The following is a 13212-nucleotide window of genomic DNA, read 5'->3' as shown; positions in this document are numbered from 1 at the left end:
TACGGTATTCTGATGTGACAAAACCTGAGTCCTTTATAGTTAAAGTGTTTGTTTGCACTCATATTTTAACTATTTAGACTCAGGTTTTTTTATTTAAAGCAAACTATGGGACAGTAGTGCTTTTCAGCCCTCTTTTTATTTATACGATTAAACTTGTTCAAGATTTTTATATGTTTCACGCTCTTGCAGGGCTTTTTTCATTACCTGATAGCCACCGCTTAAACCTAAAATCGCCATAATCACGGCAACTACAATATCCGGCAACATACTTCCCGTACCAAACACACCGATGGCAGCCAAAATCACCGCTACATTACCAATGGCATCATTACGGCTACACAGCCAGACCGACTGCATATTTGAATCACCATCACGAAAGGCATATAAAATCACTGCCGCAGTGACATTGGCAATTAAAGCCAATCCCCCAATAAATCCCATAGTGATGGCTTCAGGCGGAATACCTTGTAGATAGGCATAAATAGCTTTACCCATAACCATGAAACCAAATAAGGCCATGGTGATACCTTTTAACAAAGCAACCGATGCCCGCCAATACAGACTCATCCCCAATACTGCCAGTGATACCCCATAGTTCACCGCATCCCCAAAGAAATCGAGGGAATCTGCCCACAGTGCCGATGAATGGGCATAAGCTCCCCCAATCAATTCCACGATGAACATCACAATATTAATAATGAGCGCAATCCACAAAGCAGTCCGAAATTTACTATGTGGCTTTTGCGGTGCAGGTTCATGACTGCAAGTACATGCCATTTTTCACCACCTCTATGACTTTATTTAAAACCTTATTTGTATTATTGTTATTCAAAACTATGGAGTAACTCCAAGGTCAAGTATGAATACACCTAAATATTATTTAATTAAAGAATTAGCCAATAAAACCCAGCTCAGTACTGACACGATCCGTTTTTATGAGAAGAAAAATCTGCTCCAACCCAGCTTTCGTGGCGACAATAATTATCGCTATTATGATGAAAATACATTCAAACGACTGATGTTTATTAAACGCTGTCGCACGCTCGATATTTCACTCAGCGAGATTGAAGCCTTGCTTGAACTAGAACAGCAGCCATCGCAAAGCTGCCATGCAGTGAATCAGCTGATTGAACAACATATTAAACAAGTCACTGATAAAATTATAGAATTACAAAAATTTCAACAACAGCTCATCCAGCTACGTGCCTCTTGCAGTAGCACCAAAACCATTGATAGTTGCCAGATTTTAAAACAACTCGAAGCCGAAAATAAGGAAATATCCAACTAATTTACTGGGTTGAATCTAATTTTTAAATCCATACAATTAAGCCATATTTTTAATATGCCTTTAATTTTGTCATGAGCATTACTCACGTTACAGAACTTCTTTCACCTGCCGGCTCACTAAAAAACATGCGCTATGCTTTTGCCTACGGTGCCGATGCGGTATATGCAGGTCAGCCACGTTATAGTTTACGTGTGCGTAACAATGCTTTTGATCATGACAATCTGGCCATTGGCATTGCCGAGGCACACGCTTTAGGTAAAAAGTTTTATTTGGTGGTGAATATCCAGCCACATAACTCCAAGTTGAAAAACTTCATTCGTGACCTGGAACCAGTGGTTGCCATGAATCCAGATGCACTGATCATGTCTGACCCGGGTCTGATTATGATGGTGCGTGAACATTTTCCCGACATACCTGTACATCTGTCTGTACAGGCCAATGCCGTGAACTGGGCAACTGTCAAATTCTGGAAAAACATGGGTCTGACTCGTGTCATTCTGTCACGTGAACTTTCTATCGAAGAAATTGAAGAAATTAAAAATAATGTCCCTGACATGGAAATTGAAGTTTTCGTGCATGGTGCATTATGTATGGCTTATTCCGGTCGTTGCTTACTTTCTGGCTATATGAATAAACGTGATGCCAATCAAGGCGCCTGCACCAATGCCTGTCGCTGGGATTATAAAATTCACGAAGCAGCTGAAGATGAAACTGGAGATGTGATTCCAGTTCAACAAATTGAAGAATCATCATCATGCTGCAAAAACCAAGACGCCGATGAGCAACACGCCCTAGAACAACACCAATTTGGCGAGCCGGTTTTATTACAACGCAATGAAGAAGACATGGTTGCAGCTGAAGAAGATGAACATGGCACTTACTTCATGAACTCTAAAGACTTGCGTGCGGTACAGCATGTCGACCGTTTAACCAAAATGGGCATTCATTCCTTAAAAATTGAAGGTCGTACTAAATCGTATTTCTACTGCGCGCGTACTGCACAGATCTACCGTAAAGCGATTGATGATGCACTAGAGGGCAAACCGTTTGATCCATCCCTGATGACTCAGCTGGAAGGCTTGGCAAATCGCGGCTATACCGAAGGTTTCCTGCGTCGTCATGTACATACTGAATATCAAAATTATGAAACCGGTTCATCGCGTTTTGACCATCAGCAATTTGTCGGTGAAGTATTAGAGCGTAACGGTGATTATATCAAGATTGAGGTAAAAAACCGTTTTGTGGTGGGTGACTCGCTTGAGCTGATGACCACTTCAGGCAATATCACTTTTACTTTAACAGAAATGAAAGATAAAAAAGGTAACCTGATTGAGGATGCCAAAGGTTCAGGCCATGTCGTGGATATTCCTGTCCCTGCCGATGTTGACATGAACTATGCCCTGCTGATTCGCAACTTACCGAATTCAACGGCTGATATTTCGGCTTCATCTTTAGCTTACCAAGCTGTTTGAGTATCCAGACAAAATGGCTTTGCTGATTACTGACAAATGTATCAACTGCGATATGTGTTTGCCTGAATGCCCAAATGAAGCCATTTATGAAGGCGATAAGGTGTATGAAATTGATGTGAACCGCTGTACAGAATGTGTCGGCTTTTATGAGCACCAAACCTGTATAGCCGTGTGTCCAATTGAGTGCATTATCCCCCATCCTGAACATGTGGAAACGCAAGAACAATTGATGCAGAAGTTTAAGAGCTTGAATTTATTCAAATCTTAAAAATATTTAGAGATGGCATAAAATTTGCTAAATTAAATACAACAAGATTGGGGAAAGAACAATAAAAAAGGCAAAACAAAAAATGTAGAAGAATAGAATAACCATGGAAATGGTCATGATAAAAAAAGGAACCCAGAGTTAGCATGCTGAGTTCCTATAAACAGGGTAAAACAAAAACTTGGGGAACTAAAGCCAAAGTGTCTATGTCAATGTACATAGCCACTTTGGCTTTTTTAGTTACTGTCCAGAACGGATAATGTAATCGAAAGCAGACAGTGATGCCTTTGCACCTTCACCGGTGGCAATGATGATCTGCTTGTACGGTACTGTAGTACAGTCACCGGCAGCAAATACACCTTTGACATTGGTTTCGTTGCGGTCGTTAATCACGATCTCGCCACGGTTAGACAACTCCACTTTTGACGCTTTCAGGAAGTCGGTGTTTGGCAACAAACCAATTTGTACGAAGATCCCGGCCAATTCCACCGTGTGCTCCTCATCCGTTGCACGGTCCTTGTATTTCAGTGCAGTGACTTGTGAACCGTCACCCACCACCTCAGTGGAAAGTGCATTCATGATCACGGTGGTATTCGGCAAGCTGTTGAGTTTGTCTTGCAGCACCTGATCGGCACGCAGTTTGGTATCGAACTCAACTAACGTTACATGCTCCACAATCCCAGCCAGGTCAATCGCGGCTTCCACACCCGAGTTACCGCCACCGATGACTGCAACACGTTTGCCTTTGAACAATGGACCGTCACAGTGCGGGCAGTACGCCACACCACGGGTTTTATACTCTTGTTCACCCGGAACATTCATCTCTCTCCAGCGTGCACCGGTCGACAGAATGATGGTTTTCGACTCTAACTTGGCACCATTTTCCAGTGTCACTTCCACCAGACCATTGGCGGTTTCATCTGCACCTTTAATTGCAGCGACTTTTTGTAGGTTCATGATGTCAACATCATAGGCACGTACATGCGCTTCCATCTCGGCAGCAAATTTCGGACCCTGGGTTTTCTGCACCGAGGTGTAGTTTTCAATGTCCATGGTATCCATGACCTGACCGCCAAAGCGTTCCGCCACGATCCCGGTTTTAATACCTTTACGCGCGGCATAGATTGCAGAGGTATTCCCTGCAGGGCCACCACCAATCACCAGCACATCAAAGGCCTCTTTTGCATTGAGTTTTTCCGCATCTTTGGCTGCCGAGTTGGTATCCAGTTTGGCAATGATCTCTTCCAGGGTCATACGGCCCTGACCGATGTGGTTGCTGTCCTGAAACACCATGGGAACCGCCATGATTTTGCGTTCTTCAACTTCCTCCTGGAAGAATGCGCCATCAATCATGGTAGCCGTGGTACCCGGGTTGTAGATGGCAATCAGGTTCAAGGCTTGAACCACGTCAGGACAGTTATGGCAGCTGAGCGAGACAAACACTTCAAAATCAGCCGTTAAATTTAAACCCTTGATCTGTACCAAGACTTCATCTGACACTTTTGGGGCATAGCCTGACACTTGCAGCAACGCCAGAATCAAAGAAGTAAATTCATGTCCCATCGGCAAGCCTGCGAAGAAGACACGCGGTTCTTCACCTGCTTTTGCAATACCAAAGCTAGGTGCACGGCTATTTGTACCGTCAAAACGGGCAGTCACTAAATCAGACAAAGCTGCAACTTCAGTCACCAGTTCTTTGATTTTGTCCGACTTATCTGTACCGTTCAAAGTTGCGACGATTTCAATCGGGCCTTCAAGGCGTTCAAGTAGGGTTTTTAATTGAGCTGAAGTATTTTGGTCTAACATAGCTAACATCTCCAAGGGAGTAAGTATTTATTCGATAAAAGAATGATAATAAAATTCAATAAATAGGTAAAACAGTTTGTTTTTATAATTATAATCGAAATATCAAATTATAGGGTTTTATCTTGTTCCCTATTCATCCTATCTTCTGGCATTACTGAAATCATCTGACTGAAAAAAACATAAAAAACTAAAGCCCTTTCCCAGGGCTTTTGCATTGCATCATTTAAGCTTTATACGCTGTTCAACCCTGAATATTCGCCCTTTTAAATGCCGTGACAAGAGCAGCAGAATCGCACTTAAAATTCCAAAAAGTATGGCGGCCGCAATAATCAAAATTTGTACCACTGAACTCATTTGCTCTGCCTGAGCTACCTGTCTGGAAACAATTTTCGCCATTGGCGTTAAACTCTGACCATAAAGTTGATGCTGCATGGTCCAGATCTGTTCAGGTTTAAAGCCATATTCAAAAAAATCAGGATCTGTTTTTTCCGCTTTAACTAAAGCTAAAACTTGTGGAATAGCGGAATCTTTATCAACCGGTTTATGTAGCAGCGCGGCTTGTGCCAGTAAATAAGCTTTTACCGGTTCATCTACTTCACTGCGCTGTAAATACTGTGCCAGCTCGCTTTGCTGAATATTTTTATCGTATTGAATGACTTCCGCATAAGCATCCTTATCATCATTTAAATCATATTGCAGATAGGTCAAGCCTGACCACAACACAATAAAAGCAATGATCCAGCCAACAAACTTCAAAATAAAGGACTGAAAACGGACATAGAAGAAATGGATTTTTTTCAGAAAATGAATGACAAAAAATGCCCCCATAAAAGAAACAAACAGCTTCAGAATCAGCCAGCCAAACCATGACAACAGGTTGCTAAAATAATCACGATGCTGACCGAGTTCAGCAAGATTTGCATCTACAGCCAGCGGTATATGCAATTGTTTCAGTTCCGTCGTAATACCGAAAAAACTATAGACAAAATCATGTTGCAGAAAAAAAGCCACAACTGAAGCAATAAAAATGGTGCTGCTGGTCATCGCCAATAACATCACATTGCGTTGACGTTTTTTCAGCGTCACAACACCAGTTTCAATCTGTTGCGAATTCACGGCATATTCATCTAAGGGAGGCAAACGCTTTCTCCTAAAGTGCAGGCAATGAACTTAAACGAAGGGCTAAGATTTATTCACTCCACTGCTACTGGATTCTATAACCAGATGATTCAGGTTTTCCTGTAAGGCACGTAAACGTGTCGTCGCTTCAGCACGTTTTTGCATACCCTCCTTTTGTACCTGAATCACATCATTTACAGTTTTAATGAGGGTGTTTTGCACATGTTCAAGCGTTTCAATATCAATCACGGAACGCTGATTGGCTTTTGCTGTATCTACCGAGTTCTGATGCAATAGGTCGGCATTACGGCGCAACAGGTCATTGGTGGCATCATCAATGCTATTAGCAAGTTGCACGCTATTTTTCTGTTCATTCAAGGAAATGGCTAAACTGATCTGGTTTTTCCATGCAGGTAAAGTAATGTTTTTAATAGCATAAAACTTATCCACCAACATCAGGTTATTGGACTGGATAATCCGGATCATCGGTAAGGTTTGCATGGCAGACTGCTGTAAAACCTGTAAATCACTGACGCGTTTTTCCAGATTATTGGCCAGATGATTCAGATCATAGACCTGTTGTACTGTGTTTTGATCTTGCGTCTGATTGGTTAATGTTGCAATTTCCTGCTGGATTTCCTGTTCTTTTAATTTACCAGCAGCAATATAAATACCCAGTTGTTTATATTCATCCTGCACGCCATGGAACATCTTATCCAAGGTATCCACCCGGGCTTTGAGTCCAGATTGTGAGGTTTCAATCTCTTTCACCAAGACATCAATTTGCTCTTTGGTTGTATTAAAATGCTGATCGAAGCTGTGTTTAGCCCCTTTCATCTTACTGATCAAGCCACCGAAGAAACCGGAACTCTTTTTTTTGTTTAAAATGCTGCTGGTATTCAACTGCTGTGCAACTTGCACCACCTGATTCAATTTTTGACCCGTCGCATCCAGATCTTTGTTTTGTACCAGATTCAGCAGTTCATCGGTATAAGTCGATGTTTTTGTCGCAATATTTTTCCCGTATTCCGCCACTGCGGTATGGTTGATGACCGCCAATTCTTTATGTGCATTCATCACTTCATTGAAGTCTGAACCCTGCAAACCAATTTCTTGTAAATTCAGTTGCTGGAACTTTTGCTGAACCACATCCGTAGTGATTTCAGCGGGTAAATCTTTGTGTTCTAAATCGGTCATGCTTCACCTAGTATCATTATTAATGTGTTGGTTTCTCTAGTGATTTTCTTAAAGTTTTGATCAGATTCTCTCGGCTATTATCCAACTTTTCCAACTCACTTGTCGAATTGCTTTGATTGCTTTGTTTAACATGATATTGCCATGCCGGAATAAGCACCTGCTGTGCTTCTTTAAAACGATCCAGCAAGGTAAAAGACAGTTGTTGGGATAACTGCATTTGTGTAATTGCAATATCATTACTGGCTTGTAAAGTCTGTAATGTATTAATTTTTTTAGATAATCTTTCCGAAAAATTATCCAGAGGATGCTGATTTTTGACGAAATTTGGATATTCGAGCAGAAATTCTTGCGCAGCCCGAATGTATTTCGCCATTTGCTCACGATGCCCGAGTAACTGCTGAAAACGTGCCTGAGACTTTTGTATTTCAATCTGCAATTTTCGGCTTAAATGATTGGCTCGATTAAGCAATTGGTCCAGGTTTTTATAATATTCAACCTGCCCCGAACCATATTCCAAGTCGATACCAAGCCACTTTTGCAAAGCATTAAATTTGCGCGTTTTTAAGTATTTTTTTGAATCGGCCAAAGCCTGAATCAATTGTTCAATGGTCGAACTCAATTGCTGGGTCAAATGTGGATCCACCCCGTTTAATAATACTGATTGGGCCTGAATGACAGAATCAGCATAATGATTCAGCCGATATTGGTCATTCAGCAAAGGCACCAAATCATTGCGCTGAATGGAAAGAAGTTCAGCCCGATTTACTTCAATTTCAGTCAATGGAACAAGAACATCAATTTGGGACATAATATTAGAAACTCAATAAAATCATTTTTAGAGTACGACTTTTATACAAAATATCATGTAGTGTTTTGCAATTTCCAGCATCTGACGATATTCCATGCAATAAAGTTTTCCTATATTTCAGATCCTCACAATTCGTCGGAAAAATAATCCGCCCTATTCTAGCAATTAATTGATTATTCGAATTTTTATAAAATAAGTGACGCATTTAAATCATTTTCAGCGAGTGTTTTTTATCGGATTATCCGGGATTTGGTTTTTGAATTCTTTATTCTATGGTTCAGCTAATACAGGAGTATTAGACAGTAATGAAAATTCAAATAAAAATCGATTTCATGGAACTGAATCGGAGAATAATGATATGAGAAATAAAAATCTTTTCCTCAAATGGAGCGTAAATGCATTATTTGCATCACTCGCATTCACGTCCTTAAATAGCAATGCCACGACATCTGTAACGCCTGCCCCAGCAAATAGCCAACAGGTTTTTTTTGTGGGCAATAACTGGGATGGAACGGTAACCGTTATTCGACCATCAGGTGATTTTGGTAAGATTGGTGTTATCAACATGATTCCTGATCGCAAAGAGCGTTTGACGGAAATTCACCTCAATCCAATTAAACTGATTGCCTATACTTATATTCAGGCGACCGCTGGAGAAGGTAATGATCAGCTGGTGGATGACATGTATTCTACGCCAGATGGCAAATCTGTCGTGGCATCACGTCCAAGTTTTGCCGATGTGGTTTCTATTAATATTGCGACGGGTAAAATCAACTGGCGCACTCCTGTAGAAGGGTTCCGTGCCGATCATATGGCAGTTTCTCCTGATGGTCAGCGCTTGGCGGTGTCTGCTTCTTCTGGCAATGTGGTTCAGGTGCTGGATATCAACACGGGTAAGGAATTGGGACGCTTTGCAACAGGCGACAAACCACATGAAAATATTTTCTTTAACGGTGGCACAAAAATTCTAAATTCAGCCATTGGTAATGTGGAAACATCCATGGATGCTGCATGGCAAGATTTCACCAAAGGCAAACGATTCCTCACCATTGCCGATGCCAATACGTTTAAAGTCATCAAAACCATTGATTTCCGTCCGGCACTCGATGCAGTTGGCCGTAAAGATTTGTCCAATGCGGTACGTCCGATTGTATTTAGTAATGATGAAAGTAAAATTTATGCACAGGTTTCATTTTTTAATGGCTTGATCGAATATGACCTGAATCAGAATAAAGTTACTCGCATTGCTCAACTCCCAGGTAGCTCGACTATTCCATCTGACCGAACCAAATATGTAAATGACTCCCGTCATCATGGATTATCGATTAGTGCAGATGGTGAAAAACTTTGTGTCGCCGGTACCATGGATGACTATGCAACCATTGTCGACCGCTCAACTTTAAAAGCGGGCAAGCTGATCTCTGCAGGTAAGCCATACTGGGCAACCCAAAGTCCTGATGGAAAAAGCTGCGTGATTTCAGAGAGTGCTACTGATTTAGTCACCGTGATTGATTTTGCAACGGGCGAAAAAGTGCTGAGTGTTCCTGTCGGAAACCATCCACAACGTGTTCGGATCGGTTATGCACCTGCGGGCTGGTCTACACCTTAACTGTTTATTTTTATAAATCATACAGACCTGATCTTAAGATTGGGTCTGCTTTTAATTTAAATGCAAGAGTAGGATTTCCGGCATGGATCGCAGCATACGACTTGGTTTTATCATTGGCTCTATTGTGACCTTGTCTCTTATCGTCGTGGTTTATATGTTTAAACCACTTCCCTCACCACCATCACAGACAGCAAAGCCTAGAGAAAAACCCACTACAATTGTAACCACTGTTGAAAAAAAAGCAGCATCTCCCGCACCTGTTCAAGCAAATCCAGTGTCGGTGCCAAATCAGGCAGCATTACTTCAACAACGCGACCGACTGTATAAAGATTTTGCCGGAATTAGCGATGCTTTGAGTCATGGAGAGCAGCCCGATTTACGTCGGGTGAGCCAAATGTTGGAGCAGCAAAAACAGCTGGTCAAAACAGGAACGGTTGCTGCGGATGAAGCCATTTCATATTGCCAGTTTTTAAGGCAAATTTTACCGGCAATGGAACGTCAGATTGACCAAAATATTATAGAGTTAGAGAAGCTTAAGCGTAGCGCTATATAGAAAGTGCAATCGTGATGATAAATAATGTTAATGAACTTCTTTCATAGTAGATTCAAGTTGCTCTAAAAATTCTTCATTATTCATAATCAATCATCCAAATAACCAGACTTAGGTTTATTTTTATCATCCTTAACATCAAACCGAGCAATCAACTCATTGTTCTGGCCCATGATCTGAGCCATGACCTTGTTCTGTTCTCTTCTGTTCTGCATGTAGATTCATTTGAGCTTTCATTGTTTGAAGTAGCTCACCCTGTTTAAGTGATTCTTCAATGTTATTGATTAATCTGTCCTGCTTTTTAATGAAAGCATGATAAAAAATAAAAACTGCCTTAATCAATCTCTTTCAAACAAGCCCGACACATCTTGATTTCTTTGTCATCAACCGTGTAGTCAACTTCAGTAGCACCATACAGGCCGAATAAATACATTAAGAATTGGAGCATAATTTTTTCCAAAAAAAAGTCCCATGCGAGGGATGCATAGGACTAAAATCAGAGAAACTACAGCGTTTCAATTCGTTGGCGCATTCTAAATATGTATTTAAAATATATGAATAGCAAAAACTACCAAAATTTATAAAAGATGAAATTTTATAAATAAAAACCAGAGTATTTTCATGCCTTGGTTTTTATACATATTCTAAAAAAAGAAAAGCCTCGACAAATTAATGACGAGGCTTATATGTCGTAATACTTTCGACAAAATATAAAAATCTTCAATAAAAAAAACCTGCTTAACTCTCCAAAATTAAACAGGTTTAATTGCGCTAATACCTTAGAATTTTTGGAGTTATTATTTGTTTTCAGTGAATATAAAATTAAATTATTTCAACATTGTGAAAATAAAAAAAATATGATTATTAATTTAATTAATCGCATTTTTTTTAATCAGTAATTACTTAACTTCTTTCAAGCAATAACGACATACCTTAATTTCTTCACCATCAATCGTGTATTCAATTTCAGTCGCATCATGAAGACCAAATAAACACCTTAAGAAACAACGAAGCATTACTTTTCTCCATGCAAAAAAAAGCCCACACATGGAAAGACGACGTTGGCTTATAAACTAAAGACCTTGGAAGATCATTCAGAAACTACAGCAGTTTCCGTTGGTTATTTTGTACACTATTCAAGTAACATTCAGTGGCTGAATATACCAAAAATTAAAATATTACCAATTTACTCAAAATTTTATAAAGAATTGATTAATAATATATTAAATATTAAAAAACCCGCTTAATCTGGGGATGTAATTAATCGGGTGAAGTCTTTAATAGCCATTTTATTATTTTTATTAACGCTGTGCTCTCTTGTATGTAGTTAAAAATTACCACTTCAAAGCAAATTACAAAGTATAAAAAATATGCACAAATAGTTTCTGCTCGATTGCTTTAAGTTATTTTTGTTTTTTGTTAGACAGTAATCATTATTAAATCTAATCTGGGTGTCCTGATATTGCTTACACACAAAACATTTCTCAGGGCATTAAAAATGCTCACATTGCTGTGAGCGGTTATGGTACTTCTCGTCTTTCCGAGTGTCAGTCGTTTTTCCCAGCTAGGCGATATATAACTTCGTCTAACCTGATAAAAAATTATTCGGTATTTGCTATTCAAGCAACCAGTTTATTTCGTAATTTTTTGATAAATATCACGTTTAATTCACGACTGATCTGATTTTGAATTGATCACCACAGAAGTTCTATGCTATGGTCCATAGCTACTCACAATCATACAAACCTAACATGCATGATCTGCTTTACTTGCTTTCATTCTAAGTTTTGTTAGAGTTGTCACACCCATGCGAGGTTTTTACTCTAAGGCATATTCTGCTAAGCGACACCAAAGCAGGTTTAAGCTACCATGGTTATGGGGCGTGAACCGCACTTTCTTGGCTTAGGTATTTTCATGACGTAAAAGCCAAAATTCTTGACGTAAATTCTTTGGGTAATTTGGCTTAATTCGCCAATTTAGTCAAACAATCCAAATTTAGCATGCTTTATCATAGGCATGAAAAAAGGGCTTTAAGCTACTGTCTCCGCTTAAAGCCCTTATAATATAACGTTTGGAATCTTGGTAGGTATAAGCAGACTCGAACTGCTGACCTCTACGATGTCAACGTAGAATCTTTTTAAGTAAAACAATAGCTTATTTTAGTTTGGGATAATCTTGGTCTAAACGCGACTTTATCCACAAGTCTTGAAATCCTCGTGTAAGTCTATTTTATCATTTATCTGGCAATATCAAAGATAAATATGGTCGGTTAATTTGAAACATTTTGGTATATGGTGGAACAGCTATCGTAGCGCCTCAGCGTGCATACGAATTGTATTTTAAATATTTGTTTTAACTATATTTATTTTTACACTTAAAAATATGTACTACTAAATGTACCACTAAAAGAAAAAGTGCCTTAAATTTTGGTCTTCTTTTAATAAATTATACCATCAAAGCACAGGTGATACGCCTGACTTTTCGGATAGCCAATATAAGCCCTCACTTGAGGGCTTTCACAATTGCACCATGCTTCGCTTTACAGTCGTTGTATTTACCAACGATATCTACAGCCCATAAAGCAACCGCTTTACCCTGCCCTGATTCAAGTTTTTGCAAATCTGCACATGGCTCAAGGAGGTTCGCTGGCACCACTGGCGATAAGTGAGTTGATTGCTGACACCCCAGCAGCGTCAAAACAATGCTGCTGATACACAGGACGATCAATGATCTTTTGCACTTCACGTGTAACGGTTTCGACTTGCACACGCTGCTCTGATTTTGCTTTTTCATAATCTGCGCTCACCTGGTTAATGGCATTCTGTTTTTCAGCCAAGGCTTTTAAATGTTGCTGTTCAATTTTTTGAATTTTGGCTTGGCATTTAGATTCAGCATCCTGAAGCTTTCCGCTTAAATGATTGGCATAGGCAATTTGCCCGACCCATAAAAAGAAAAAGACCGCAATTGCGATCCAGTATTTGAATTTCCATAGGATTAAGAGTATTGGCATTAATCATCCTCCCCGATCTCAACCATATCCACTGTTTGCCCAGCCAACTCATGATGACAATCTGACAAGAATTGAATCTTTCCATCCG

At 39.8% G+C, this 13212-nt stretch carries 12 protein-coding genes and 1 pseudogene; 5 read left to right on the top strand and 8 right to left on the bottom strand.

Going from position 1 to position 13212, the window contains the following annotated elements; genetic code table 11:
* Positions 1 to 147 precede the first annotated feature (147 nt).
* Positions 148 to 777, bottom strand: a complete 630-nt coding sequence (locus tag ACE01R_RS16905) for a cation transporter (RefSeq protein WP_395552671.1) — start codon at positions 775 to 777, stop codon at positions 148 to 150.
* An 82-nt stretch (positions 778 to 859) separates the two neighbouring features.
* Here ACE01R_RS16905 and ACE01R_RS16900 point away from each other — a divergent pair, with 82 nt between their 5' ends.
* The 3 genes from ACE01R_RS16900 (at position 860) to ACE01R_RS16890 (ending at position 3028) form a co-directional block, all read left to right on the top strand.
* Positions 860 to 1288 carry a Cd(II)/Pb(II)-responsive transcriptional regulator gene (locus tag ACE01R_RS16900; protein ID WP_166166772.1) on the top strand — a complete coding sequence of 143 codons (429 nt, stop codon included), beginning with the start codon at positions 860 to 862 and terminating at the stop codon, positions 1286 to 1288.
* Positions 1289 to 1359: 71 nt separating this feature from the next.
* A complete protein-coding gene (gene yegQ, locus ACE01R_RS16895) occupies positions 1360 to 2760 on the top strand; it encodes a tRNA 5-hydroxyuridine modification protein YegQ (RefSeq protein ID WP_395552670.1) in 1401 nt (466 codons plus the stop codon).
* A 13-nt stretch (positions 2761 to 2773) separates the two neighbouring features.
* Positions 2774 to 3028 (top strand): YfhL family 4Fe-4S dicluster ferredoxin, encoded by a 255-nt coding sequence (locus ACE01R_RS16890; protein ID WP_395552669.1) that lies wholly within the window; start codon positions 2774 to 2776, stop codon positions 3026 to 3028.
* A 237-nt stretch (positions 3029 to 3265) separates the two neighbouring features.
* On the opposite strand, the gene ahpF is transcribed toward ACE01R_RS16890, so the two are convergent.
* The 4 genes from ahpF to ACE01R_RS16870 all read right to left on the bottom strand — a co-directional run bounded on the left by ahpF (position 3266) and on the right by ACE01R_RS16870 (position 7955).
* A complete protein-coding gene (ahpF, locus tag ACE01R_RS16885; protein ID WP_395552668.1) occupies positions 3266 to 4831 on the bottom strand; it encodes an alkyl hydroperoxide reductase subunit F in 1566 nt (521 codons plus the stop codon).
* A gap of 219 nt (positions 4832 to 5050) precedes the next feature.
* A complete protein-coding gene (locus tag ACE01R_RS16880; RefSeq protein WP_395552667.1) occupies positions 5051 to 5971 on the bottom strand; it encodes a hypothetical protein in 921 nt (306 codons plus the stop codon).
* A 42-nt stretch (positions 5972 to 6013) separates the two neighbouring features.
* A complete protein-coding gene (locus tag ACE01R_RS16875; RefSeq protein ID WP_395552666.1) occupies positions 6014 to 7147 on the bottom strand; it encodes a toxic anion resistance protein in 1134 nt (377 codons plus the stop codon).
* A gap of 19 nt (positions 7148 to 7166) precedes the next feature.
* The gene (locus ACE01R_RS16870) at positions 7167 to 7955 is read right to left on the bottom strand and encodes a tellurium resistance protein (protein ID WP_395552665.1); all 789 of its coding nucleotides are present in this window, start codon (positions 7953 to 7955) and stop codon (positions 7167 to 7169) included.
* A gap of 358 nt (positions 7956 to 8313) precedes the next feature.
* Between ACE01R_RS16870 and ACE01R_RS16865 the strand changes: the two genes are divergently transcribed.
* Positions 8314 to 9564, top strand: coding sequence for a YncE family protein (locus ACE01R_RS16865; RefSeq protein WP_395552664.1), 1251 nt, complete (start codon positions 8314 to 8316; stop codon positions 9562 to 9564).
* An 82-nt stretch (positions 9565 to 9646) separates the two neighbouring features.
* Positions 9647 to 10117, top strand: coding sequence for a hypothetical protein (locus ACE01R_RS16860; RefSeq protein WP_395552663.1), 471 nt, complete (start codon positions 9647 to 9649; stop codon positions 10115 to 10117).
* 86 nt (positions 10118 to 10203) lie between these two features.
* Here ACE01R_RS16860 and ACE01R_RS16855 read toward each other — a convergent pair whose 3' ends face one another.
* The 3 genes and pseudogenes from ACE01R_RS16855 to ACE01R_RS16845 all read right to left on the bottom strand — a co-directional run.
* Positions 10204 to 10329 (bottom strand): hypothetical protein, encoded by a 126-nt coding sequence (locus ACE01R_RS16855; RefSeq protein ID WP_395552662.1) that lies wholly within the window; start codon positions 10327 to 10329, stop codon positions 10204 to 10206.
* A gap of 2417 nt (positions 10330 to 12746) precedes the next feature.
* Positions 12747 to 13124 (bottom strand): hypothetical protein, encoded by a 378-nt coding sequence (locus ACE01R_RS16850; protein ID WP_395552661.1) that lies wholly within the window; start codon positions 13122 to 13124, stop codon positions 12747 to 12749.
* Positions 13124 to 13212 (bottom strand): annotated as a pseudogene (locus ACE01R_RS16845) (anaerobic dehydrogenase); the annotation flags it as partial. The pseudogene ACE01R_RS16845 and the gene ACE01R_RS16850, both read right to left, overlap by 1 nt.

This window comes from Acinetobacter sp. BSP-28, from assembly GCF_044130285.1.
Classification (GTDB): Bacteria; Pseudomonadota; Gammaproteobacteria; order Pseudomonadales; family Moraxellaceae; genus Acinetobacter.
This window is presented reverse-complemented; position numbering and strand designations above follow the sequence as displayed.

What these genes read in the sequence shown, in the direction of transcription:
- ACE01R_RS16905 (WP_395552671.1), bottom strand. Translation starts at nt 777, where the DNA reads ATGGCATGTACTTGCAGTCATGAACCTGCACCGCAAAAGCCACATAGT.
- ACE01R_RS16900 (WP_166166772.1), top strand. Translation starts at nt 860, where the DNA reads ATGAATACACCTAAATATTATTTAATTAAAGAATTAGCCAATAAAACC.
- yegQ (WP_395552670.1), top strand. Translation starts at nt 1,360, where the DNA reads ATGAGCATTACTCACGTTACAGAACTTCTTTCACCTGCCGGCTCACTA.
- ACE01R_RS16890 (WP_395552669.1), top strand. Translation starts at nt 2,774, where the DNA reads ATGGCTTTGCTGATTACTGACAAATGTATCAACTGCGATATGTGTTTG.
- ahpF (WP_395552668.1), bottom strand. Translation starts at nt 4,831, where the DNA reads ATGTTAGACCAAAATACTTCAGCTCAATTAAAAACCCTACTTGAACGC.
- ACE01R_RS16875 (WP_395552666.1), bottom strand. Translation starts at nt 7,147, where the DNA reads ATGACCGATTTAGAACACAAAGATTTACCCGCTGAAATCACTACGGAT.
- ACE01R_RS16870 (WP_395552665.1), bottom strand. Translation starts at nt 7,955, where the DNA reads ATGTCCCAAATTGATGTTCTTGTTCCATTGACTGAAATTGAAGTAAAT.
- ACE01R_RS16865 (WP_395552664.1), top strand. Translation starts at nt 8,314, where the DNA reads ATGAGAAATAAAAATCTTTTCCTCAAATGGAGCGTAAATGCATTATTT.
- ACE01R_RS16860 (WP_395552663.1), top strand. Translation starts at nt 9,647, where the DNA reads ATGGATCGCAGCATACGACTTGGTTTTATCATTGGCTCTATTGTGACC.
- ACE01R_RS16855 (WP_395552662.1), bottom strand. Translation starts at nt 10,329, where the DNA reads ATGCAGAACAGAAGAGAACAGAACAAGGTCATGGCTCAGATCATGGGC.
- ACE01R_RS16850 (WP_395552661.1), bottom strand. Translation starts at nt 13,124, where the DNA reads ATGCCAATACTCTTAATCCTATGGAAATTCAAATACTGGATCGCAATT.